This is a genomic window from Pseudomonas sp. p99-361, from assembly GCF_003935475.1.
Taxonomy (GTDB): domain Bacteria; phylum Pseudomonadota; class Gammaproteobacteria; order Pseudomonadales; family Pseudomonadaceae; genus Aquipseudomonas; species Aquipseudomonas juntendi.
In genome coordinates this window covers 1-24,433 of the sequence record NZ_RHQO01000024.1, presented here as the reverse complement: position 1 = coordinate 24,433, position 24,433 = coordinate 1, and the positions used below count along the sequence as shown (strand labels likewise).

Here is a 24,433-nt window from a genome sequence, read left to right as displayed (position 1 = left end):
CCTCAGCTCAACCGCTGCCCTGCATCGGGCACGATCAGAAGCCCTGCCCTGAGGCCATTCTTGACCTTGGGGTTGGGGAAGATGATGCGCGCGCCCTCTTCCTCGACCACCCAACGCATCTCGGCCAGGTCTTCAGCCAGCAGGTAACCTTTGCTCAGTTCGGAAAAATTCTCGATATCCGCCGGCAGGTGCAGGTGAAAGCTGTCGCTGTGCTTGATGATTTCGCGGGAGACACTGAACAGCTGCAGGCCTTCCAGCGAGTCTTCGTCTTCGGGTTCTTCAGCCGTGATGATCCTGATCAGGCGGTCTTCGAGCTTGTCGAGGTTGACTTGCTCGTTCTGGCCGAACGGGCGGGCCTTGCCCAGCTCCAGGGTGAACGCTTCAGCCTCCAGCTGTTCGTAGGTAAAGGCGCTGAAGGTGATGGAAGGCTTGCTTTGCAGCAATACCGCCTGCATGCCCGCCGCTGCCAGGCGTGCCAGTTGGCGACGAGAGTGCTGGCGCCCCTCTTTATAGGGGTACAAGGCAAACTGCTCGATCTTCGAACCGCGGATGGCAGTATGCAGATCGTAATGCAGGCGGCTGCGCCCCGGCTTGCTGAAGAACACCCGGGCGAACTGCTCGAGCTCGGCCGCACGCAACGCCTCGAAACCGCTGGACAGCTCGTGGCGCCCGTTGAACAGGCGGTTGATGTCCTGTTCGATGAAACGCTCACCCTTGCGCATCGCCACCGGGTTGCCGAACAGGAACAACACCCGCGCCTTGGGCTTGATCGACCCGTCGGCCACGCCATGCAGCAGCCGTTCGAGCAACTCGATCGGCGCTGTCTCGTTACCATGAATACCGGCAGACAACAGCAAGTCCAGGCCGCAATCCTCGCTGTCGGGTGGGCGCACTTCGAGCGCCCCCTCCCCTAGCCAGCGCAAACGCGTGCCCTTGGTGGTCACTTGGGTCTTCTCGGCCGGTTCGTGATCGGTGAGGGTCAGCTCAAGCAATTTACCAAGGGCGAGCATAGGAACTTCCTTAGTGGGTGTGGCCGCAGTCGGGGCCATGGACGTGATCGTCGTCTTCGCCAAGCTCTGCAGGTTCCATTTCCAGCTGCAGGCTGACCAAGTTGGTGGCCATGGGCCGCAGCAGCAGGTTGGCGTACTCGGCGTCGCCTTCCTCGACATCCACACCGATCAGCAACTGGCCGCGGCCATCCTGCTGGATCCACACTTCCTTGCCTTGCCAGACCACGGCAAAACGGGTGCAGGAGGTTTCGAGCTGGGTGCCGTCTTCATCTTCGAGGATCAGGCGCAGGGCGTCGGTCATTACAATTCTCTCTTCAAGGTTGGCGTTGGAACGGGTACACCGAGCCCAACTTCAGAATCTGGGTCAATTCATCCAGTGCGGTACGGCACTCCACCAGCAGTTGCGGGTCGGCCAGGTCCGCCTCGACCAGGCGATCACGGTAGTGCTTGTCGACCCATTGCAGCAGGGTGTCGTACAGCGGGGCGGTCATGATAACGCCTTGGTTGACCGCCGCCAGTTCCGTTTCATTCAAGGCCACGCGCAAACGCAGGCAAGCCGGGCCACCGCCGTTCTGCATGCTCTGCTTGAGGTCGAACACCTTGACCTCCTTCACCGGGCCGCCCTGGCGGGTCAACTGCCCAAGGTACGCCCAGACGCGTTCATTGTTGCGGCACTCTTCCGGCACCACCAGCAGCATGGAGCCGTCGTCACGGCTGAGCAACTGGCTGTTGAACAGATAGGAACGCACTGCATCCTCTACCGCCACTGCCGAGCGCGGCACGCAGATGGCCTGGAAACGGCCGCCCTTGCTGGCCAGTTTAGCGCGCAACTGGCCCAGTACCGTGTCAGTCTCGAGGAAAGCGTCCTCGTGGTAGAACAGCACCTCGCCATTGCCCACCGCAATCACGTCATTGTGGAACACGCCCTGGTCGATCACTGCCGGGTTCTGTTGAGCGTAGACCACCCCGTCCTCATGCAGGCCATGCAAACGGGCCACGGCCTGCGAGGCCTCCAGGGTCTGCCGGGCGGGGTATTTCTGCGGTGCCGGGTAACGGCTGTCGAATGCACTGCGGCCGTAGACGAAGAACTCCACGCCAGCCTCCCCATAGGCGCGGCAGAAGCGCGTATGGTTGGCAGCGCCCTCGTCACCGAACTGCGCCACGGCAGGCAACGCCGGGTGGTGGGCGAAGCGTTGCTCGTCGTTGAACATCGCGGCCAGCACGCGACTGGTGGTCGGGTGCTCGATGCTGCGGTGGTATTTGCAATTGAGGTTGGCGGCAGTGAAGTGCACGCGGCCATCGGCGGTGTCGGCACTGGGGCTGACCGTGGCAGCGTTGGCCACCCACATGCTCGAAGCCGAACAGGTGGCCACCAGCAACGGCATGGCCTCTTTGGCAGCGCGCTGGATCACGTCGGCATCGCTGCCGCTGAAGCCCAGACGGCGGAGCGCGGCCACATCCGGGCGCTCCTGCGGCGCCAGCACGCCCTGCTTGAAGCCCATGTCGGCCAATGCCTTCATCTTCGCCAGGCCCTGGCGTGCAGCTTCCCGCGGGCTGGAGCCTTGCTGGCTGTTGCTTTGCGAAGCCACGTTACCGTAGGACAGGCCGCCGTAGTTGTGGGTAGGCCCCACCAGGCCATCAAAATTCACTTCATAGGATTTCATCGGCAAGGCTCCGTGACCTGTTGTTATAGGGTGACGCCCGGCGTAAGGGTGGCCGGCAAGGCAAGGCTGGCAGTCTCCAGCGAAGCCACGGGGTAAGCGCAGTAGTCGGCCGCGTAATAGGCACTGGCGCGATGGTTGCCACTGGCACCGACGCCACCGAAGGGTGCGCTGCTGGCTGCACCGGTCAGTTGCTTGTTCCAGTTGACGATGCCGGCGCGGCTGCGCAGCCAGAAATGCTGGTAGCGGGCGCGCGAATCGGACAGCAAGCCGGCAGCCAGGCCGTACTGGGTGTTGTTGGCTTCATCGATGGCCGCATCGAAATCGGCATAGCGGACCACTTGCAGCAGCGGCCCGAAGAACTCTTCATCCGGGCGCTGTGCCACGGCGCTGACATCGATGATGCCAGGGGTAAGCAATGCGGCATCGGCTTGCGGCTGCGTCATTTCCAGCAGTTTCACGCCACCCTTGGCGGCCAGTTCGGCCTGGGCAGCCAGCAGCGCCTGCGCGGCCTGCAGCGAAATCACCGAGCCCATGAACGGTGCCGGCTGTTCATCGAACGCCCCCACCGTGATGGTTCTGCACACCTCTACCAGGCGCGCGAGCAGCGCATCGCCCCAGGCACCCTGGGGCACCAGCAGGCGACGTGCGCAGGTGCAGCGCTGGCCGGCGGAAATGAACGCCGACTGAATGATGGTGTAAACCGCAGCGTCGAGGTCCTTGACCTCGTCTACCAGCAATGGGTTGTTGCCACCCATTTCCAGCGCCAGGATCTTGTCCGGGCGCCCGGCAAACTGCTGGTGCAACAGGTTGCCAGTGCGGCTGGAACCGGTGAAGAACACGCCATCGATACCTGGGTCGCCAGCCAGTGCCACACCGGTTTCACGCCCGCCCTGAACCAGGTTCAGCACACCCGCCGGCAGGCCGGCGGCGATCCAGCAGTGCACTGTCAGTTCCGCCACCTTGGGGGTCAGCTCACTCGGTTTGAACACCACGCAGTTGCCCGCCAGCAGCGCCGGAACGATATGCCCGTTCGGCAGGTGGCCAGGGAAGTTGTAAGGGCCGAACACCGCGGCCACACCATGGGGCTTGTGCCGCAGCACTGCCGTGGCATCGGCCAGCGGGCCGCTCTTTTCACCGGTGCGCTCACGGTAACTTTGTATGGAAATGGCCACCTTGTTGACCATGCTGGTCACTTCGGTGGCCGATTCCCACAGCGGCTTGCCGGTTTCCTCGCCAATGCACTGGGCCATGGCTTCGGCATGCGCCTTCAACTGTGCGGCAAACTGCTCCAGCACACCGATGCGCGCGTCCAGGCTCAGTTGCGCCCAGGCTGGGAACGCCTGGCGCGCAGCCTTTACGGCGGCGCCGACCTGGCTGGCGTCGGCGCCCTGCCCCTGCCAGATCACGGCCTGGGTGACCGGGTTCAGCGATTGCAGGGGCTCGCCCTGGCCGGCCTGCCAATTGCCGGCGATGTAGTGCGTGGTCATTTATTAGCCCTCCCGGCTCGCCGACATGGGCACAGCGCGCACATTGTCGCCAGCGCCCATGCGCAGGCGTTTGGCGGTCAGCGGGTCGACCACCAGGGTTCCGGCGGCCAGACGCGCAGGTGCAGCGGTGATACGGCAGTCGTCGCGCTTGCGGTTGTGGATGATGTAGGGGGTGGCGTCATCGCCCGGCGTGCCAACCGCCAGCACCAGCGTCTGGCTGTCGCGCACGGCGCGGATCCTGCCGGTGTCACACTCGATGGCGGGGCCGGCGTCGAAAATGTCGACATAGCCCTGGTAAGTGAAACCTTCCTGCTTGAGCATGGCCAGTGCCGGCTCGGTGTCCTTGTGCACACGGCCGATCACGTTGCGCGCCGCGTCTGACAGGAAGCAGGTGTACAGCGGGAACTTCGGCATCAGCTCGGCGATGAACGACTTGTTGCCCACGCCGGTCAGGTAGTCCGCCTGGCTGAACTCCATCTTGAAGAAGTGCCGGCCCAGGCTTTCCCAGAACGGCGAACGCCCCTGCTCATCCGACATGCCGCGCATTTCGGCGATGATCTTCTTGCCGAACAACTCGGGGAACTCGGCAATGAACAGCATGCGCGCCCGCGACAGCAAGCGGCCGTTGAGCCCGGCACGGTAGTCGCTGCGCAGGAACAGCGAGCACAGCTCGGAGTTGCCGGTCAGGTCGTTGGCCAGAAACAGCGTAGGGATTTCGCGGTAGATCTTCAGCTCCTGCGAGGCACTGACGGTCAGGCCGACCCGGTAGTTGTACCAAGGCTCGCGCAAGCCAACGGCACCGGCGATGGCACTGATGCCTACCACCAGGCCTTCGTCGTTTTCCAGCACGAACAGGTAGTCGGTGTCGCCGCGCTCGGCCTCGCCCCGAAAGCTCTTTTCCGCCCAACCTACGCGATGCTCCAGGCGCTCTTCGTTGGCCGGCAGCGTGGTCAGCCCGGTGGTGCCGGTGCTGCGTGCCAATTCGATCAACGCAGGCAAATCGCTGCTGCGTACAGGACGAACGATCATGCTATCTCCTTGTGCGGCGGCATGGGCCGGCGCGAAACTCTGCTAACGCATCAATCCCGAAACGCCTGTTGCCAGGCCTCAGGCCGCCACCAGGCGCACGCTGGCGCCCTCGCCCACGCCCAGCGCCTCGGCTGCTGCAACGCTCAGGCTGACCGGCTTGCCGGGCACCCAATCCAGCTCCAGCAGCACTGCCCGGTAGTCCTGCAACAGGCCGTTGCACACCAGGTACGGGCGCCCGCCCTTGGTTGGCACGTCGTCGATTTTCACTGGGGCCACCCGGCTCTGGGCGATCGAGCGGATGCCCGAGGTACGCGCATGCAGGGTTGGGCCGCCGTCGAATATGTCGATGTAGTGCTCGGTCTCGAAGCCCTCCCGCATGAGGATGTCGAAGGTGATCTGCGCCCGCGGGTGCACCTGGCCCATGGCTTCCTGCGCCAGGTCTGGCAGCAGCGGCACGTAGATCGGGTAGTGCGGCATGAGTTCGGCGAGAAAGGTGCGGCTCTTCAGGCCGCACAGGCGCTCGGCATCGGCATAGTTGAGGTCGAAGAAATTGCGCCCGATCGCATCCCAGAATGGCGATTCGCCCTTTTCGTCGCTGTAACCGACGATCTCGGTCACCACCGAGTCAGCGAAGCGTTCCGGGTGCGCAGCCATGAACAGCAGGCGGCCGCGGGAATTGAGTTCGGCCCAGCCGCTGTTCACCAGCTCTGGCAACACGTAGAAACTGGTCAGCAGGCTGTTGCCGGTCAGGTCATGGCACAGCGAGAGCACGTGGATCTTGTTGTGGATCTTCAGCTCGCGCGAGGCGTGCACGAAGGTCTCGTTGCGAAAACTGTAGAACGGCTCGGAGTAGCCAGCCGAGGCCACGATGGCCGAGCAGCCGGCGAGCTTGCCGGTTTCGCTGTCTTCGAGCACGAAGAAGTAGCTTTCCTCGCCATTGAAGCTGACCTCCGCGGCGAAGGACGTCTCGGAGGCGGCAATCTTGTCGCCCAGGCGAGCAGAGTCGTCCGGCAGCGAGGTGACACCAATGGGGCTGTCGGCAGCCATGCGCTGCACTTCGTTCAGGTCAGCCATTTGCGCGGGGCGCATCACCAGCATGGTGTCACTCCTTTGGAATACGGGCCGCTCATGGCGGCACGGAAAAACGGCAGGCGCATGGGCACCTGCTGTGGAATCGCAAATCGCCGGCCTGGTACAACCTTGGCTGCGGCCGGCGAAGGGACCGCAGGCGGATCAGCCTTGGGTCAGCGTGGCAACGGCGCGCTCGAAGCGGTCCAGGCCTGCATCGATATCGGCGTCTTCAACCACCAGGCTTGGCGCGAAGCGGACCACGTCCGGACCGGCCTGCAGCACCATCACGCCTTCTTTCTCGGCGGCATTGAGTACGTCCTTGGCCTTGCCTTGCCAGGCCTCGGCCAACACGCAACCCAGCAGCAGGCCAACACCACGCACCTGGCTGAACAGGTTGTACTTCTGCCCGATCTGCTCCAGGCGGGCCTTGAACCGCGCGTGCTTGGCCTTGATGCCGGCCAGGGTTTCCGGGGTGTTGACCACGTCCAGCACCGCGCAGGCAACCGCGCAGCCCAGCGGGTTGCCGCCGTAGGTGGTGCCGTGGGTGCCCACAGTCAGGTGCTTGGCCAGCTCGGTGGTGGTCAGCATGGCGCCGATCGGGAAGCCACCGCCCAGGCTCTTGGCGCTGGTGAGGATATCCGGGGTCACGCCGTAGTGCTGGTAGGCATACAGCGAGCCGGTACGGCCCACACCCGTCTGCACTTCGTCGAAGATCAGCAGGGCATTGTGCTCGTCACACAGCTTGCGAGCGCCTTCCAGGTAAGCCTTGTCGGCCGGCACCACGCCGCTCTCACCCTGGATCGGCTCGATCACCACGGCGCACGTCTTGTCGGAAATCTGTGCCTTCAACGCTTCCAGGTCGTTGTACGGCACGTGGCTGATGCCGGTGATCTTCGGGCCGAAGCCATCGGAGTACTTCGGCTGGCCGCCGACGCTGACGGTAAACAGGGTACGACCGTGGAAACTGTTCACGGTGGCGATGATTTCGTGCTTTTCAGGGCCGAAGCGGTCATGGGCAACCCGGCGGGCCAGCTTGAAGGCAGCCTCGTTGGCCTCGGCGCCGGAGTTGCAGAAGAACGCACGGTCGGCAAAGGTGGCGTTTACCAGCTTGTGGGCCAGGCGCAGTGCCGGTTCGTTGGTGAATACGTTGGAGACGTGCCAGAGGGTGTTGGCCTGCTCGGTCAGGGCCTTGACCAGCGCCGGGTGGCAGTGGCCCAGGGCGTTTACCGCGATGCCGCCGGCAAAGTCGATCAACTCGCGACCGGACTGGTCCCAGACACGGGAACCCTCGCCTCGCACAGGAATGAAGGCCGCCGGAGAATAGTTGGGGACCATGACCTGGTCGAAATCGGCACGTTGCACCGGGGCTTGCTCAACGGACATCTGAGTCTCCTGAAGAGGAACGCTGGCCTGGAAGTGGCGAGCGATGGGGGGGATTGTAAGGACTGATCTGCGCCTGTCCTTGCGGCCAAGCGACAACTTGTTACAGCGCAAAACCCAGTTTTAGCAAGGTTTTCGGCAATGCGACAAACACTGTCGCAATCGCGCAGTGTACGGGAGAGAGGGGGCTGGGTGAACGGGTGTTCACCTGGAGATCAAGGAGTAGAAGGTGCAAGCCGATATTTTTATGCCGTAGCGGGTGTGAGGCGTTGGTATAGCGCCGTGGCGGGTGCATGATGTTGTTCTAGTAGCGCGGCGCACGATATCCGCCCCACCATCACCCTCAAGGCATACACCCCGGCCCCAACCGAGCTATCAACCCTTTTCAGCCGGCGCCGAACTCAACTCGAACGGGCTGCTGCTACGCCGCTGGTTACGGTCTTCCCGCGGCGTAGCACCAAAGAAATTGCGGTACGCACTGGAAAAATGCGGCCCCGACGAGAAACCACAGGAAAGCCCGATCTGGATGATCGATTTGCTGGTCTGCATCAGCATCTGCCGCGCCTTGTTCAGCCGCAGCTCCAGGTAGTACTGGCTCGGCACGCGGTTCAGGTACTGCTTGAAAATGCGCTCCAACTGCCGGCGCGAGACGCATACGTGCTGGGCAATTTCGTCGGTGGTCAGCGGTTCTTCGATATTGGCTTCCATCAGCAACACCGCCTGGGTCAGCTTGGGGTGGCTGGAGCCGAGACGATTCTGCAGCGGAATACGTTGGCGCTCGCCCCCCTCGCGGATACGCTCGACCACCAGTTCCTCCGACACCGCACCGGCAAGCTCGGCGCCGTGATCGCGGGCCAGCACCGCCAGCAGCAGGTCGGTAACGGCCATGCCGCCGCACGCCGTGAGGCGGTCACGATCCCAGTCAAACAGGTGGCTGGTGGCGATGACCCTGGGGAAGCGCTCGGCAAAATCATCCTGCCAACGCCAGTGCACGGCAGCCCGGTAACCATCGAGCAAACCCAGCATCGCCAGCGGGTACACACCGGCTGCAAGCCCCCCGATCATGCAGCCGCTGCGCGCCAGCTGCTTGAGCGCGGCCGACAACGCAGCCCCTACCGCCACGGGTGGCTCGTCTGCCAGCAGGAACAGCTTGTGACAACCTTCCAGGCCACCGTTCCAGGGCTCGCCTGGCAGGCGCCAGGCACCTTCCGGCGCAGGCTCGGCCTGCAGGAACGACAGTTCGTAGACCACGTCCGGATGCACCCGCTGCGCCACCTGCAACACTTCCTCGGCCAGCGCCAGGGTCAAGGGCCTGGTGCTGGGCCAGATGAGAAAACCGATTCGCTGGGTGGTCATAAGGTACGGTCCGAAACCTGAGGTCGTTCGAGTCTGTGCGCCGGGTCAGGCCGCGCTCGCCGCGCAGCATGCCCTATTCTGGTGCAAAAATGCAGCTTTTACTTCAGGCTGCCGGAGAGGAACTGCTTCAGGCGTTCCGACTGCGGGTTGGCCAGCACTTCACGCGGGCAGCCGGTCTCTTCCACCAGCCCCTTGTGCAAGAACACCAACTGGTTGGACACCTCGCGGGCAAAGCCCATTTCGTGGGTGACCACGACCATGGTCCGGCCTTCCTGGGCCAGCGCCTGCATTACCTTCAGCACATCGCCGACCAGCTCGGGGTCGAGTGCCGAAGTCGGCTCGTCGAACAGCATAACCTCAGGCTCCACCGCCAGGGCGCGGGCAATTGCCACACGTTGTTGCTCCCCGCCAGACATGTGCCCCGGGAAGGCGTCCTTGCGGTGGGCGACACCCACCTTGGCCAGGTAGTGCTCGGCCTTTTCCAGGGCTTCCTTGCGGTTCACGCCCAACACATGCACCGGCGCCTCGATGATGTTCTCCAGCGCGGTCATGTGCGACCACAGGTTGAAATGCTGAAACACCATCGACAGCCGCGAGCGCATGCGCTGCAACTGACGCGGGTCTGCGGCCTTCAGCGCGCCGTCCTTGCCAGCGACCAGCCTGAGCTCTTCGTTGTTGAGCAGGATCTTGCCGGCGTGCGGCTGCTCCAGCAGGTTGATGCAACGCAGGAAGGTCGACTTGCCCGAACCGCTGGAGCCGATGATGCTGATGACGTCGCCGGCCTTGGCCGCCAGCGACACGCCCTTGAGTACTTCATGGCTGCCGTAGCGCTTGTGCAGGTCTTGGACTTCGAGTTTGTACATGCTGTCGATTCTCACAAAGCGGTCAGTGCTTGCGTGGCGCCAGGTAGCCGAGCCAGCGGCGTTCGGCCATCTTGAACAGGCGCACCAGGATGAAGGTCAGGCACAGGTAGAACACGCCCGCCGTGATATAGGCCTCGAAAGGCAGGTAGTACTGCGCATTGACCGTGCGTGCGGCGCCGGTTATGTCGATCAGGGTGACGATCGACGCCAGGCTGGTGGTCTGCAGCATCATGATCACTTCGTTGCTGTACTGCGGCAGCGCCCGGCGCAGGGCCGAAGGCAGCAGGATGCGGCGGTACATCTTCATGCGTGACATGCCCATGGCCTTGGCCGCCTCGATCTCGCCATGCGGCGTGGCCTTGAGGCTGCCGGCGATGATTTCTGCGGTGTAGGCACTGGTGTTGATGCCAAACGCCAGGCACGCACAGAACGTGGCGCTGGACAACAGCGGCCAGAAGACACTGTCGCGTACCGCTTCGAACTGGGCCAAGCCGTAGTAGATCAGAAACAGCTGCACCAGCATCGGCGTCCCGCGGATCACATAGGTATAGAGCCAGGCGGTGAAGTTGACCACCGGCTGCCGCGACACCCGCATCAAGCCCAACGGAATAGCCCCCAGCAAGCCGAAGAACAACGAAATGGCCAGCAGCTTGAGGGTGGTCAGCAGGCCGCCGAAGTACATCGGCAACGCCTCCCAGATGACGTTGTAGTCGAAGATCATAGTTCAGCCACCTTGACGCCCACCGAGTAGCGGCGCTCCAGAAACTTCAGGGCCAGCAGCGAAACACTGGTCAGCACCAGGTACAACGCGGCCACCGCCAGGAAGAAGGTGAACGGCTCGCGCGTGGCGTCGGCCGCCTGTTTGGCCTTGAACATCATGTCCTGCAGGCCGACCACCGAAATCAGCGCGGTGGCTTTGGTCAGCACCAGCCAGTTGTTGGTGAAACCAGGAATCGCCAGGCGGATCATTTGCGGAACCTGGATACGGAAGAACACCTGGCGCGCGCTCATGCCATAGGCGAGCCCCGCCTCGGCCTGCCCCTTGGGAATGCCGAGGAAGGCGCCGCGGAAGGTTTCCGACAGGTAGGCACCGAAGATGAAGCCCAGGGTACCGATGCCCGCGATCAGCGGGTTGAGGTCGATGTAGTCTTCGTAGCCGAGCAGCGGCGCCACCCGGTTGATGATGTCTTGCCCGCCGTAGAAGATCAGCAGGATCAGGACCAGGTCCGGAATGCCACGGATGACCGTGGAATACAGGTCGCCAAGCCAGGCCAGCCAGCGCACCGGCGACAAGCGCAGCGCCACACCGATCAGGCCGAGCACGATGGCCAGGGCCATCGACGACAGGGCAAGCTGCAGCGTCAGCCACGCCCCGTCGAGGATGACTGCCCCGTAGCCTTTCAACATGATGAGGTCCTCGACCTAGAGAATGAAAAATGGTGCAAACCTCAGAGCCTCTGCTGTTTGCACCATTGCACAGGTAAACCCGACGTCTTAGTTCGAGTCTGGACCGTAGATGTCGAAGTTGAAGTACTTCTTCTCGATTTCCTGGTACTTGCCGTTGGCGCGGATGGCGTCGATGGCCTTGTTGATGCGCTCGCGGTTGGCGTCGTCGCCCTTGCGTACGGCAATGCCGATACCGTCACCGAAGTACTTGGCGTCGGTGAAGGCCGGGCCTACGAAGGCAAAGCCCTTGCCAGCGTCGGTTTTCAGGAAACCGTCTTCCAGCAGGGTGGCGTCAGCCACGGTGCCATCGAGGCGACCGGCTGCCACGTCCAGGTAGATTTCGTTCTGGGTGCCGTAAGGCACGACGGTGGCACCTTTGGCGCCCAGCACTTCCTTGGCGAAGCGGTCGTGGATCGAGCCGCGCTGTACGCCGATCTTCTTGCCCTTGAGTTCGTCCAGGCTGTCGCTGACGGTGGTGCCTTCCTTCATGACCAGGCGCGCCGGCGTCAGGTAGTAGCGCTTGGTGAAGTCGACCGACTTCTTGCGGTCTTCGGTGATCGACATCGACGACAGGATGGCGTCGATCTTGCGCACCTTCAGCGCCGGAATCAGGCCATCGAATTCTTGCTCGACCCAGGTGCACTTGGCCTTCATCTCTTCGCACAAGGCGTTGCCGATGTCGTAGTCGAAGCCAGCGATGCTGCCGTCGGGCTGTTTGAAGGCGAAGGGTGGGTAGGCGGCCTCGATGCCGATTTTCAACGGCTTTTCATCGGCCTGCGACACCAGGGAAAACACGGACAGCGCCAGGGCGCCAAGCAGTGCAAGCTTCTTCATCAGGTAACTCCATCGGTACGGGGCAATACAAGGCAGATCACGGCTGCCCGATATGCGAATGAGTACAACGCGAGCCGCGCAGGGTTCGACCAAGGCCGCATACCACGAGCGAGTGTGTGGCATTCTAACGACAGCCCGGTAGTCGATATTTCTTCAAAGCGACAACTACTTATAGAAGCGCCTGAAACCGCCGCGGGCGATGTTGACAGCCATTGCAAAATATGCAAAAGCGCAAGAAATAGAACCTATAGAACTAGCAATTCCTGGGCCTATTATTGGCAAAGCCTCGAATTACGGCAAGTGGGGCGAGCGGCACGGCTGCAAATGCCATGAAGCTGCACTGGAATGGGCCGGTTTTGTTTCCGCGCGCCCCGCCATTGTGCGGCACCGGTGACAGAACGGTTACCGATGATTGTCGGGTAACAGTAAAGCAAAAACCCCGCCGGTTGCCCGGGCAGGGTTTCTGTAGGAGCGACTGTCTTTCAAAAATTTGAAAAGCCTGCGCGATTCATTGTGGGAGCGGGCTTGCCCGCGAAGCAGGCGACGCGGTGTCTGGCACCGGCTCCGCCGGTGTTCGCGGGCACGCCCGCTCCCACAAGCGGAACGGTGAATGACAGCCTCTAATCCCCTCTCGAGACACAAGCGGCCTTGCGTCGCGATGGGCCGCAAAGCGGCCCCTGTCATTCAGCGCACACGCCGGTCCGCCATCACGCCGATGCCAGGCTCATCGCCTTGTGGGTATCGATCAGGTGCTGCACCACCCCCGGGTCGGCCAGGGTCGAGATATCGCCCAGCGCATCGTACTCACCGGTGGCAATCTTGCGCAGGATGCGGCGCATGATCTTGCCGGAGCGGGTCTTGGGCAACCCAGGCGCCCACTGGATCACATCCGGGGAAGCGATAGGGCCGATTTCTTTGCGCACCCAGTTCTTCAATTCCAGGCGCAACTGCTCGCTGGCCTCGACACCCGCATTGAGGGTGACATACACGTATATGCCCTGCCCCTTGATGTCGTGCGGCACACCCACCACTGCAGCTTCGGCCACCTTGGCGTGCGCCACCATGGCACTCTCGATCTCGGCCGTGCCCATGCGGTGGCCCGACACGTTGAGCACGTCATCCACGCGACCGGTGATCCAGTAGTAACCGTCCTCGTCCCGGCGCGCGCCGTCGCCGGTGAAGTACATCCCGCGGAAGGTCTTGAAATAGGTATCCACGAAACGGTCGTGGTCGCCATACAGCGAACGCGACTGCCCAGGCCAGGAATCGAGGATCACCAGGTTGCCCTCGGCCGCACCGTCGATCAGGTTGCCCAGGTTGTCCACCAGTGCCGGCACCACGCCGAAGAACGGCCGGGTCGCAGACCCTGGTTTCAGGCCGGTGGCACCCGGCAGCGGGCTGATCAGGATGCCGCCGGTTTCGGTCTGCCACCAGGTGTCGACGATCGGGCAGCGCTCCTTGCCCACGGCCTTGTAGTACCAGCTCCACGCTTCCGGGTTGATCGGCTCGCCCACCGACCCCAGCAGGCGCAGGCTGGAGCCATCGGCCCCGGCTACAGCGGCCTGCCCTTCGGCCATCATGGCGCGGATGGCGGTTGGTGCGGTGTAGAGGATGTTGACCTTGTGCTTGTCGATGATCTTCGACACCCGGGTGATGTCCGGGTAGTTCGGCACGCCCTCGAACAGCAAGGTGGTGGCGCCGTTGGCCAGCGGGCCGTAGACGATATAGCTGTGGCCAGTGACCCAGCCCACGTCCGCGGTGCACCAGTACACCTCACCGGGGCGGTAGTCGAACACGCGCTCATGGGTCAGCGCGGCATATACCAGGTAACCGCCCGTGGTGTGCAGCACCCCTTTTGGCTTGCCGGTGGAACCCGAGGTGTACAGGATGAACAGCGCCTCTTCGGCGCCCATTTCTTTCGGCGCGCAATGGCTGGAAGCCACCTTCATCAGGTCTTCGTACCAGATGTCGCGGTGCTGGTGCCAGGCGATATCGCCACCGGTGCGCTTGCACACGATGATTTTCTGCACGCTGTTGGTTTCAGGGTTGGTCAACGCCAGGTCGACGTTGGCCTTGAGTGGGGTACGACGACCACCGCGCAGGCCCTCGTCGGCAGTGATCACCACCTTGGACTTGCAGTCGATGATCCGGCCGGCCAGCGCCTCCGGCGAGAAGCCGCCGAACACCACCGAATGGATCGCCCCGATGCGTGCACAGGCCAGCATGGCGACCACGGCTTCGGGGATCATCGGCATGTAGATGGTGACCACGTCACCACGGTGCACGTCCTGGCCACGCAGGGCGTTGGCAAACTTGCAGACCTGCTCGTGCAGTTCGCGGTAGGTAATGTTGCGGTGCTCGGAAGGGTCGTCACCTTCCCAGATGATCGCCAGCTGGTCGCCGCGCTCTTCGAGATGACGGTCCAGGCAGTTGGAGGAAACGTTCAGAGTGCCGTCGGCGAACCATTTGATATCGACGTGGTGGTCGTCGAACGAGGTCTGCTTGACCTTGGTGAACGGCTTGATCCAGTCGATACGCTGGGCCTGCTCGCGCCAGAAGCCGTCCGGGTTGATCACCGATTGCTGGTACATGGCCTTGTAAGTGGCCTCGTCGGTCAGCGTAGTGGCCGCAACCTCGGGACGAACGGGATACAGTGGAGCCGCACTCATCTGTGTTACCTCGGTGTAATAGTTGTTTTTGTATGGGACCGTTTGTAACTGTACCAGAGCAACAAAAGCCATTCGACGTTGGTAGTAATTTGGTACGGCCGTACCGGCAGAAGGCTCTGGCGCAAGCCTTACAGCTTGCCTGGCATGCCGCTGAACGCACGGACCGATGGATTGTTACAGATTCTGTTAAAAGACTTTATCAAAACACCCCCTGTTTCGGCCCGGGTGGCGGCCATAAAATTCACTTCGCCAGCAACGGCAAGGCGATTAACAACTGGTAACAGCCCCCACGAAGGCACACGTTGATCTCCCTTTATCTGGTTAGTTGACACTTGATGTACACGCGGCGCCACTAGCGCCGCGCGCCCCCTCACGACCTTAGACAGGTATATTTGAAATGAAAGCTTTACTGGTATTGGTACTGGGTAGTCTTTGCGGCGCGGCACTGGCCGATGAAGCCAAAGATGCCGAGCAGATTCCGGTTGAACAATACAGTTACTCTCAGCACCTGGACATTGCCCGCGTCATTTCCATGAGCGAAGTGCCCAATGTGTGCGAAGTCGTGCCAGCGCGCATGACCTACGAGGACTCCCAGGGGCAGAAGCATATCCTCGAATACCGCGTGATGGGGAACGGCTGCTCTAACGGGTGAAGACGTTGAATCGGGGCCCTGCGGGGCCCCTTCGCGACACAATACCTGTAACTTTAAAGCAGTGCCAAAGTTATTGCCCGCCCCTAATCGCCCGACTTGTTAAGTGAATAATCTCTCAACTTGTTGGCAATGGTGGTATGTGAAACACCCAATCTTTTTCCCAGTGCCCGGCTACTGGAAAACTCGCCCATCAAACTTTCCAGCACCGCTTTTTCAAAGCGCCCGACGATCTGCGAAAGATCCCCTTCCAGCGAAAAATCACCCAGCGGTTGGCGCACGCCATAATCCGGCAAACGAATATGCTCGCTCTTGACCACGCCGCCTTCGCATAATGAAACCGCCTGGAACAAAACGTTCTCCAACTGCCTTACATTACCCGGCCAATGATACTGCCCAAGTTTGTCCATGGCTGCCGGCGCCAAACGTGGCAAGGCGCAGCCGATCTGCCGGCTGGCCTGATCAATAAAATGCTGCACCAGCCCTTCCAGGCCATCCATGCACTCGCGCAAAGGCGGAATGTGCAGCGACAACACGTTGAGGCGGTGATACAAGTCCTGGCGGAATTCACCCCGGGCACACAATTCGGACAAGTCCACCTGGGTGGCGCAGATCACCCGTACATCCAGGTATACCTCTTCATCGCTGCCGACCCGGCGGAAGCACCCGTCCTGCAGGAAGCGCAGCAGCTTGACCTGCAGGCGCGGGCTCATCTCCCCCACCCCGTCAAGGAACAAGGTGCCCCCCGCAGTCAGTTCCAGTAACCCAAGCTTGCCCTCGGCCCGCGCACCTTCGAATGCCCCCGGGCCATAGCCGAACAGCTCGGTCTCGGCCATCGACTCTGGCAACCCGGCACAGTTGAGTGCCATCAATGGCGACTGCCCGCGCGGGCTGGCCAGGTGGCACGCCCGCGCCAGCAACTCCTTGCCGGTGCCGGTCTCGCCCTCGATCAGCAACGGCGCATCCAGCGGCGCCATGCGCCGCGCTTCACGCACCACGGCTGCCATCACCCGCGAACTCTGGAAGATGCTGTCGAAACCCCGCAACTCCTGCTTGCGCACGTTGTAGATGCGCTCGCCAATGCGGTCGGCACGGTGCAGGGTAAGCACGGCACCGGCCAGCGCCTCGCTCTCGTCATGCTCGGACTGCAGCGGCGCGATATCGGCCAGGAACACATCACCCTTGACCTGGATGCGCAGGCCGTTGATACGCGACTTGTTGGCCCGCACCAGCTCCGGCAGGTCGAAATCTTCGACGTAGCGGGCCAATGGCATGCCCGGCACCTCGTCCACGCGCACCCCCAACAGCTGCGCCGCGGCACGGTTGGCCGCAACGATGCTGCCGCCCATATCTACCGACAGCACCGGGAAGTCCAGTGCCCCCAGTAGCGCATTCAGCTCCATGTGCCGGCGCTCGCTGGGCATCAGCCCCACGCGCTTTACGCCGAACACCCCGGCAATGGCCTCGAACTTCGGGCGCAGGGCCTGGAACTGCAAATTGACCAGGTTCGGGCAGTGCAGGTAGATGGCGTTGCCATGGTCACCCCCCACCTCGCCGCGCAGCACGTTGATGCCGTACTCGACCAGCAGGTTGAGGATGTCCCGCAGGATGCCAATGCGATTCTGGCAGTGCACTTTGATACGCATGAGGGCTCTCGCAACGCCGATGTTTTTCAACACAGCGCAGAAAATTCGTAAAGATAAGCTGACAAAAGCCGAACAAACGCCAGCCGAATACGGCGTATTTTCCGCACTCTCGCGAAATTTGTAAAATTTTCGTTACGACATTCACCCCATGAGGCATTTCAACGCAGCCAGACCCCCGTGCAAAGCGGTGAGCAAAAGCCTAATGCTTGGGTATGTGCCGTACATAACAAGAAAGCCCTCACCAGGAGAGCCCTATGAAACAGACGCACTACGTGGCCCGCGAGCCCGATGCGCATGGTTTTATCGATTATCCCCAGCAAGAGCACGCTGTGTGGAATACCCTGATCACCCGCCAGCTGAAGGTGATCGAAGGCCGCGCGTGCCAGGAGTATCTCGACGGTATCGAGCAACTCAACCTACCCCATGAGCGCATTCCGCAGCTGGGTGAAATCAACAAGGTGCTGGGCGCCACCACCGGTTGGCAGGTGGCCCGGGTACCTGCCCTGATCCCCTTCCAGACCTTTTTCGAGCTGCTGGCCAGCAAGCGCTTCCCGGTCGCGACCTTCATTCGCACCCCGCAGGAGTTGGACTACCTGCAGGAACCAGACATCTTCCACGAGATCTTTGGCCACTGCCCGCTGCTGACCAACCCCTGGTTCGCTGAATTCACCCACACCTATGGCAAGCTGGGCCTGGCCGCGACCAAGGAACAACGGGTGTACCTGGCCCGCCTATACTGGATGACCATCGAATTCGGCCTGATGGAAACCGCCCAAGGCTGCAAAATCTACGGCGGCGGCATTCTTTCATCGCCCAAAGAGACCGTATATTGCTTGTCTGGTGAACCCGAGCACCAGGCCTTCGACCCCGTCGAAGCCATGCGTACACCGTACCGCATCGACATCCTGCAGCCCCTGTACTTCGTGCTGCCGAACATGAAACGCCTGTTCGACCTGGCCCACGAGGACATCATGGGCATGGTCCACACCGCCATGCAGCTGGGCCTGCATGCACCTAAATTTCCACCCAAGGTTGCTGCCTGAGCGACCTTGCCGATAACAACTCGAAGCGGAAACTACCCCATGAATGCCTTGAACCAAGCCCATTGCGAAGCCTGCCGCGCCGACGCGCCGAAAGTCACCGACGAAGAGCTGGCAGAACTGATTCGCGAGATCCCGGACTGGAACATCGAAGTACGTGACGGCCATATGGAGCTGGAGCGCGTCTTCCTGTTCAAGAACTTCAAGCACGCCTTGGCGTTCACCAATGCCGTTGGCGAAATCGCCGAAGCCGAAGGCCACCACCCCGGGCTGCTGACCGAGTGGGGCAAGGTGACCGTGACCTGGTGGAGCCACTCGATCAAGGGCCTGCACCGCAACGACTTCATCATGTGTGCGCGCACCGACAAGGTGGCGGAATCGGCTGAAGGCCGCAAGTAAAGCCGCGACTGCCCCACTGACACCGGCAAGGCCGGTGCCCTGCGCCCCCCTGCCTGGCGGGCGAACGCGCCACAAAGCCGCCGTTTTTCGGCCAGATGTTGTGCGCTGTTCGCCCGCAAACCCGACCGGCGAGCGGGAAAAAAACCAAACTGTCATCCAGACTTGTGTATCCTGCCCCAGCTTTGTAAAGCTTCAAACGCGCCTGGCGCAGACTTTTCACTCACACTTGCGAGGAACGACGAGATGCATGAGATCCCGAATCTTCCCTTCCCAAGCCTGAACCCAGAAGAGCCAACCGTGACCGCCCACGCCGAACCGGCAGCTGCCGTCGAGCAGGATGGTGACGATCAATCCAGCGCTGACCAGGACTAACTGCGCATCCCCGACTGTGTGAAAACGGCTGACTTGCGGGCCACCCCCGTCAGCACGTTTTCACACCGTCCAGAACCCATGTAGGCCCTCATGCCCGACTCACCCCGCCCCCTTGCGGTCACCCTGCAAGTCGTCTCCATCGTTCTGTTCACCTTCATTGGCTACCTGAACATCGGCATTCCGCTGGCCGTACTGCCCGGCTACGTACACAACGACCTGGGTTTCAGTACCGTCGTCGCCGGCCTGGTGATCAGCGTGCAGTACCTGGCGACCCTGCTCAGCCGCCCTGCCGCCAGCCGCATCATCGACAACCATGGCTGCAAGAAAGCCGTGATCTACGGCCTTGCCGGCTGTGGCATCAGCGGCGTGTTCATGCTGGCCTGCGCCTTCCTGACCCACCTGCCCGGGTGGAGCCTGGCCTGCCTGCTGGCTGGCCGACTGGTGCTGGGCAGCGCCGAAAGCCTGGTGGGTTCGGGCTCGATAGGCTGGGGCATCGGCCGGGTCGGGGCTGCCAACACGGCCAAAGTGATTTCCTGGAACGGCATTGCCAGCTACGGCGCCCTGGCCATCGGCGCGCCGCTGGGCGTACTGATGGTCAAGGGCCTTGGGCTGTGGAGCATGGGCCTGAGCATCATCCTGCTGTGCGCGGTAGGCCTGCTGCTGGCCTGGCCCAAACAGGCTGCGCCCATCGTCCATGGCGTACGCCTGCCGTTCCTGAGCGTGCTGGGCAAAGTCTTCCCGCATGGCTCGGGGCTGGCCCTGGGCTCGATCGGCTTTGGCACCATCGCCACCTTCATCACCCTGTATTACGCCAGCCAGGGCTGGGCCAACGCCGCACTCACCTTGAGCCTGTTCGGTGCCAGTTTCATCAGTGCTCGCCTGCTGTTCGGCAACCTGATCAACCGGATTGGCGGGTTTCGCGTGGCCATTGCCTGCCTTGCGGTAGAAACGCTGGGGCTGCTGATGCTGAGGCTGGCGCCCAGCGCGGAGCTGGCGCTGGCTGGGGCAGCACTGAGCGGGTTTGGCTTTTCGCTGGTATTCCCGGCGCTGGGCGTTGAGGCAGTGAATCAGGTCTCGGCGGCCAACCGCGGGGCGGCGGTGGGGGCGTATTCGCTGTTCATCGACTTGTCGCTGGGGGTAACCGGGCCTCTGGTGGGCGCAGTGGCGGCCGGGTTCGGGTTTGCCTCGATGTTTCTGTTTGCCGCCGCCGCTGCGGCCTGTGGGTTGCTGCTGAGCCTGTATCTGTATCGGCAGGCTCAACAGGCCCGGGCGCGGTAAAACGACGCCGCGCTGGGCTGCAAGGCAGCCCGCGCCGCTGAAGGTCAGCGCTGAGCGTACTGCAACACCACTTCCAGCGGGTGGCGCATCTGGCGTTCGGTCATGCGCTTGACTTGGCTGCGGCACGAATACCCGGTAGCCAAAGGTTCGCCCTCCTTGTCCAGCTTGGTGGCCCAGCTTTGCTCGAAGATGGTCCGCGAGGTTTCCTGGTTGCGCGCCTCATGCCCATAGGTACCGGACATACCGCAGCAGCCAGTGGCCTCGGTCACCAGCTTCAGCCCCAAACGGGCAAACACCTGCTCCCATTGGCGGGTACTGGCCGGCACATTGGTCTTCTCGGTGCAGTGCGCCATCAGGCGGAAGTTGCCCGGCGCGGTCGGTGCCTGTTCGGGCAGCACATTCATCAGCCATTCCTGCGGCAGCAGCACCTGCGGGCAACCGTCCATGCCCGGCACCTTCTGGTACTCCTGGCGGTACACCAGGGTCATGGCCGGGTCCAGGCCCACCAGCGGCACGCCGCAATCGGCCAGGGCCTTGAGCTGGCTGGCATTGCGGATCGCCGCCTTGGCGAATGCACCGAGGAACCCCTGCACATGCAGCGGCTTGCCGTTGGCGCTATACGGCGCCAGGAACACCCGGTGGCCGAGGCGGTTGGCCAGGTCGATGAACGCCGAAAGCAACGGCGTTTCGAAGTAACGGGTGAAGGCATCCTGCACCAGCACGATGCTGCGCTCGCGCTGGGCCGGGGTCAGTTCGCGCAGCGCCGGCACCGTGGCCACGCCAACACGGCAGCGGGTCAGGGTGGCCTGGAAGTTGAAGCGGCTGATCAATGGGCTGTCGACCATGCCAACCTTCTCGGCCAGCAGCCTGCTCACCCATTTCGACCCCATCACCGCGTTGTACAGCCCCGGTGCGTGTGCCAGGTAGGGGATGGTGAACTCCAGCGAGCCGATCAGGTAGTCGCGCAGGGGGCGCTGATAACGGCCGTGGTACAGCTCGAGAAAGCGCGAGCGGAAGTCCGGCACGTTGACCTTGATCGGGCACTGCCCAGCGCAGGATTTGCACGCCAGGCAACCGGCCATGGCGTCATACACCTCATGGGAGAAGTCGGCCTGGCCCTGGTTGCGTGCGCGGTTGTTGCGCAGGCGCGCCGGCAGGCCCTTGAGCCACGAGACCTTGTTACGCGCCGCAGCCAGCACGTCGATGTTCGCTTCGCCCTGCAGGCGCAGCCATTCGCGCATCAGCGAGGCACGGCCCTTGGGCGAGTGCTGGCGCTCACGGGTGGCTTTCCATGAGGGGCACATGGCGTCGTTGGGGTCGTAGTTGTAGCAGGCACCGTTGCCGTTGCAGTGCACGGCGCTGCCGAAGTCTTGCCAGACCCGTTCGTCGATGCTGCGGTCCAGGTCGCCGCGCAGGGTCACGCCATCGACCTTGGTCAGGCCTTCGGCGCTGTCGGGCGGCGTGCAGATCTTGCCCGGGTTCAGCTGGTTATGCGGGTCGAAGGCGCCCTTCAGGCGCTGCAGTGCTGGGTACAGTTCGCCGAAATACTCCGGCACGTACTCCGAACGTAGGCCCTTGCCATGCTCGCCCCACAACAGGCCGCCATAGCGTTTGGTCAGTGCCGCCACCGCATCGGAAATCGGCTTGACCAGCGCGGCCTGGGCCGGGTCTTTCATGTCCAGCGCGGGGCGTACGTGCAGCACGCCGGCATCCACGTGGCCGAACATGCCGTAGGCCAGGCCGTAACCATCGAGCAAGGCCCGGAAATCGGCGATGTAGTCGGCCAGTTGCTCCGGCGGCACCGCGGTGTCCTCGACGAAAGGTTGCGGGCGCACCTCGCCCTCGACGTTACCCAGCAGGCCCACCGAGCGCTTGCGCATGGTGTAGACACGGGTGACGGCCTCGGAACCCTCGGCCAGCGTGTGGCCCAGGCGCTCGACACTGGTGTCGCTCTGCAGGTGCTGGAGGAACGCCTGCACCTTGGCATTGACCTGCGCCGGCTCGTCCCCGCAGAACTCCACCAAGTTGATGCCCAAGGTCGGCCGCTCGGGGTCGGCCGGGAAGTATTCGGCAACGCTGTGCCAGACGATATCCTTCATCGCCAGCATGAGCACCTTGGAGTCCACGGTTTCGATGGACAGCGGCTTGTGCGCCATCAGCGCATTGGCGTCGCGCAGGGCATCCATGAAGCTGGTGTAGCGCACATTGACCAGTACCGCGTACTTGGGGATCGGCAGCACATTGAGCTTGGCTTCGACTACATACCCAAGCGAGCCCTCGGCACCGCACAGCACGCTATTGAGGTTGAAACGGCCCTGTTCGTCGCGCAGGTGCGCCAGGTCGTAGCCGGTCAGGCAGCGGTTGAGCTTGGGGAAGGTGCGCTCGATCAGGTCGCCCTGGGTTTGCTGGATGTCCCGCGCCATGCGGTACACCTCGCCCACCCGGCCAGGCGCGGCACAGGCCTGCTCCAGCGCGGCCTCATCGATCGGCAGGCTGTGCAGGCGCTCGCCACCGAGCAGCACGCTGTGCAACTCCAGTACGTGGTCGCGGGTTTTGCCATAAGTACAGCTGCCCTGGCCGCTGGCGTCGGTGTTGATCATGCCGCCGACGGTGGCGCGGTTGGACGTGGACAGCTCAGGGGCGAAGAACAGCCCGTACGGCTTGAGCGCAGCATTGAGCTGGTCCTTGACGGTGCCGGCCTGCACCCGCACCCAGCGCTCCTCGACATTGATTTCGAGGATGTTGTTCATGTGCCGCGACAGGTCGACGACGATACCATCGGTCAGCGACTGGCCGTTGGTGCCGGTGCCCCCGCCGCGCGGGGTGAGCTTGACGTGCCGAAAGCGTGCTTCGGCCATCAGCGTGGCCACGCGCGCCACATCGTCGGCATCCAGCGGGAACACCGCAGCCTGCGGCAGGCGCTGATAGATCGAGTTGTCGGTGGCCAACACCGTGCGGGTCGCGTAGTCGGCGCTGATCTGGCCACGGAAGCCGCTGTTGCGCAGGGCTTCGAGGAATTCTGGGTAGTTGGCGCTGGGTGCAACGGTTGGCAGCTGGGCGATCATCGAAGGATGGCCTCTTGATATTGGCTATTCACGGGATTCCTGTCGCCCCGGCATGGGTCAAACCAGGCGGGGGTGACGTATAAGCCAATGTTCCTGTAGTTTGCGCTCAGGGGCAAACGGATAATCCTGCCGCTATCAATGACTTTTATGAATGAATTACCGCCACCTGACTCCGTCCATGTCGCTGCTGCTGGCATTCGAGGCCGCCGCCCGGCATGAAAGCTACACCCGCGCCGCTGCCGAACTGTCACTGACCCAGAGCGCGGTCAGCCGGCAGGTGCAGGCACTGGAACAACAATTGGGCCTGACCCTGTTCCGCCGTGAAGGGCGCCAGGTGCAGCTGACCGATGTCGGCCGGCTGTACCAGGGCGAGCTCAGCGAGGCGCTGGGGCGCATCCGCAGCGCCACCCTGCAAGCGCTGGCTTACCAGTCAGGGGTCGGCACCTTGCGCCTGGCCACCCTGCCCACCTTCGGCTCCAAATGGCTGTTGCCGCGCTTGCATGCGTTCTACAGCGCGCACCCAGGCATGCTGGTGCACATTCACTCACGCATCGAAGCCATCAATTTCGAAACCAGCGAGATCGATGCCGCCATTGGCGTGGCCAGCCACGACCTGCCCGGGCTGGTCTGCCATCGCCTGCATGCCGAGGAACTGGTGGTGATCGTACCGCCGCAGGCCAGCGCCGACCGCCAGGGCTGGAGCCCCGCCAGCATCAGCGAAGAGGTGCTGCTGAACGTGGCCAACAACCCGCATGCCTGGGGCGAGTGGTTTTCCCACCATGGCCTGCCGCACCGGGCGATGCGCCTGGGGCCGAGTTTCGAGCTCACCTCGCACCTGATCCAGGCCGTGCGCGCCGGGATCGGCATCGGGCTGGTACCGCGCATTCTCGTGGAAGAAGAACTGGCCAAGGGTGAACTGCACAGCCCCGGAACAGCTTTTGCCAGCCAGCGCAGTTACTACCTGATCTACCCGCCGAGGAATGAGGCATTACCGTCGTTGCGGGCGTTCAGGGGGTGGTTGCTGGAGCAGATCTGAGTCCTGCCTCGACCGCATAGGCCCCAAGCCCTGTGTAGTACCTGTGGGAAATTCTATGGTTTCTGGCAAGGGTAGCCGCTGCATCTTCAGTGCCTGTGAGATCGAGCGCCGCCCGCGCGGCGCATCGCGAGCTGCGCTC

The 24,433-nt window shown here is 62.8% G+C and carries 21 protein-coding genes; 6 read left to right on the top strand and 15 right to left on the bottom strand.

Annotated elements, in window-relative coordinates:
• Positions 1-2: 2 nt before the first annotated feature.
• From astE to acs, 13 genes are all read right to left on the bottom strand, one after another.
• Complete coding sequence (astE, locus tag EGJ22_RS12980; RefSeq protein ID WP_009681476.1) at positions 3-1,010, bottom strand: succinylglutamate desuccinylase; 1,008 nt, start codon at positions 1,008-1,010, stop codon at positions 3-5.
• A gap of 10 nt (positions 1,011-1,020) precedes the next feature.
• Complete coding sequence (locus EGJ22_RS12975; RefSeq protein WP_009681477.1) at positions 1,021-1,311, bottom strand: hypothetical protein; 291 nt, start codon at positions 1,309-1,311, stop codon at positions 1,021-1,023.
• A gap of 13 nt (positions 1,312-1,324) precedes the next feature.
• Complete coding sequence (astB, locus tag EGJ22_RS12970) at positions 1,325-2,674, bottom strand: N-succinylarginine dihydrolase (RefSeq protein WP_009681478.1); 1,350 nt, start codon at positions 2,672-2,674, stop codon at positions 1,325-1,327.
• Positions 2,675-2,697: 23 nt separating this feature from the next.
• Positions 2,698-4,161 carry a succinylglutamate-semialdehyde dehydrogenase gene (gene astD / locus EGJ22_RS12965; RefSeq protein WP_125920280.1) on the bottom strand — a complete coding sequence of 488 codons (1,464 nt, stop codon included), beginning with the start codon at positions 4,159-4,161 and terminating at the stop codon, positions 2,698-2,700.
• Between the two features lie 3 nt (positions 4,162-4,164).
• A complete protein-coding gene (astA, locus tag EGJ22_RS12960) occupies positions 4,165-5,190 on the bottom strand; it encodes an arginine N-succinyltransferase (RefSeq protein ID WP_029887201.1) in 1,026 nt (341 codons plus the stop codon).
• A 78-nt stretch (positions 5,191-5,268) separates the two neighbouring features.
• Positions 5,269-6,288, bottom strand: a complete 1,020-nt coding sequence (gene aruF / locus EGJ22_RS12955; protein WP_009681482.1) for an arginine/ornithine succinyltransferase subunit alpha — start codon at positions 6,286-6,288, stop codon at positions 5,269-5,271.
• Between the two features lie 135 nt (positions 6,289-6,423).
• Positions 6,424-7,644, bottom strand: a complete 1,221-nt coding sequence (locus EGJ22_RS12950) for an aspartate aminotransferase family protein (RefSeq protein ID WP_009681483.1) — start codon at positions 7,642-7,644, stop codon at positions 6,424-6,426.
• Positions 7,645-8,016: 372 nt separating this feature from the next.
• Positions 8,017-8,997 carry a transcriptional regulator ArgR gene (gene argR, locus EGJ22_RS12945; RefSeq protein WP_009681484.1) on the bottom strand — a complete coding sequence of 327 codons (981 nt, stop codon included), beginning with the start codon at positions 8,995-8,997 and terminating at the stop codon, positions 8,017-8,019.
• A gap of 98 nt (positions 8,998-9,095) precedes the next feature.
• The gene (locus EGJ22_RS12940) at positions 9,096-9,860 is read right to left on the bottom strand and encodes an ABC transporter ATP-binding protein (protein ID WP_009681485.1); all 765 of its coding nucleotides are present in this window, start codon (positions 9,858-9,860) and stop codon (positions 9,096-9,098) included.
• A 22-nt stretch (positions 9,861-9,882) separates the two neighbouring features.
• Positions 9,883-10,581: an ABC transporter permease gene (locus EGJ22_RS12935; RefSeq protein ID WP_029887202.1), complete on the bottom strand. Its 699-nt coding sequence runs from the start codon at positions 10,579-10,581 to the stop codon at positions 9,883-9,885.
• A complete protein-coding gene (locus tag EGJ22_RS12930; RefSeq protein WP_009681487.1) occupies positions 10,578-11,267 on the bottom strand; it encodes an ABC transporter permease in 690 nt (229 codons plus the stop codon). Before EGJ22_RS12930 ends, EGJ22_RS12935 begins: the two co-directional genes overlap by 4 nt.
• Before the next feature lie 87 nt (positions 11,268-11,354).
• The gene (locus EGJ22_RS12925; RefSeq protein WP_009681488.1) at positions 11,355-12,140 is read right to left on the bottom strand and encodes an ABC transporter substrate-binding protein; all 786 of its coding nucleotides are present in this window, start codon (positions 12,138-12,140) and stop codon (positions 11,355-11,357) included.
• A 707-nt stretch (positions 12,141-12,847) separates the two neighbouring features.
• Complete coding sequence (acs, locus tag EGJ22_RS12915) at positions 12,848-14,809, bottom strand: acetate--CoA ligase (RefSeq protein WP_009681489.1); 1,962 nt, start codon at positions 14,807-14,809, stop codon at positions 12,848-12,850.
• A 397-nt stretch (positions 14,810-15,206) separates the two neighbouring features.
• On the opposite strand from acs, the gene EGJ22_RS12910 reads away from it, so the two are divergent.
• Entirely contained in the window at positions 15,207-15,461 is a 255-nt protein-coding gene (locus EGJ22_RS12910; RefSeq protein WP_009681490.1) for a DUF2790 domain-containing protein, read from the top strand.
• Between the two features lie 83 nt (positions 15,462-15,544).
• Here EGJ22_RS12910 and EGJ22_RS12905 read toward each other — a convergent pair whose 3' ends face one another.
• Positions 15,545-17,104: a sigma-54-dependent phenylalanine hydroxylase transcriptional regulator PhhR gene (locus EGJ22_RS12905; RefSeq protein WP_009681491.1), complete on the bottom strand. Its 1,560-nt coding sequence runs from the start codon at positions 17,102-17,104 to the stop codon at positions 15,545-15,547.
• A 254-nt stretch (positions 17,105-17,358) separates the two neighbouring features.
• Here EGJ22_RS12905 and phhA point away from each other — a divergent pair, with 254 nt between their 5' ends.
• The 4 genes from phhA (at position 17,359) to EGJ22_RS12890 (ending at position 20,193) form a co-directional block, all read left to right on the top strand.
• The gene (gene phhA, locus EGJ22_RS12900) at positions 17,359-18,147 is read left to right on the top strand and encodes a phenylalanine 4-monooxygenase (RefSeq protein ID WP_009681492.1); all 789 of its coding nucleotides are present in this window, start codon (positions 17,359-17,361) and stop codon (positions 18,145-18,147) included.
• Positions 18,148-18,186: 39 nt separating this feature from the next.
• Complete coding sequence (locus EGJ22_RS12895; protein WP_009681493.1) at positions 18,187-18,543, top strand: 4a-hydroxytetrahydrobiopterin dehydratase; 357 nt, start codon at positions 18,187-18,189, stop codon at positions 18,541-18,543.
• 243 nt (positions 18,544-18,786) lie between these two features.
• Positions 18,787-18,915, top strand: coding sequence for a hypothetical protein (locus EGJ22_RS26535; protein WP_009681494.1), 129 nt, complete (start codon positions 18,787-18,789; stop codon positions 18,913-18,915).
• Between the two features lie 90 nt (positions 18,916-19,005).
• Positions 19,006-20,193 carry an MFS transporter gene (locus EGJ22_RS12890; protein WP_029887203.1) on the top strand — a complete coding sequence of 396 codons (1,188 nt, stop codon included), beginning with the start codon at positions 19,006-19,008 and terminating at the stop codon, positions 20,191-20,193.
• Between the two features lie 44 nt (positions 20,194-20,237).
• Here EGJ22_RS12890 and EGJ22_RS12885 read toward each other — a convergent pair whose 3' ends face one another.
• Entirely contained in the window at positions 20,238-23,258 is a 3,021-nt protein-coding gene (locus EGJ22_RS12885; RefSeq protein WP_009681496.1) for an FAD-binding and (Fe-S)-binding domain-containing protein, read from the bottom strand.
• 151 nt (positions 23,259-23,409) lie between these two features.
• On the opposite strand from EGJ22_RS12885, the gene EGJ22_RS12880 reads away from it, so the two are divergent.
• The gene (locus EGJ22_RS12880; RefSeq protein WP_009681497.1) at positions 23,410-24,294 is read left to right on the top strand and encodes a LysR substrate-binding domain-containing protein; all 885 of its coding nucleotides are present in this window, start codon (positions 23,410-23,412) and stop codon (positions 24,292-24,294) included.
• Positions 24,295-24,433: the final 139 nt, after the last annotated feature.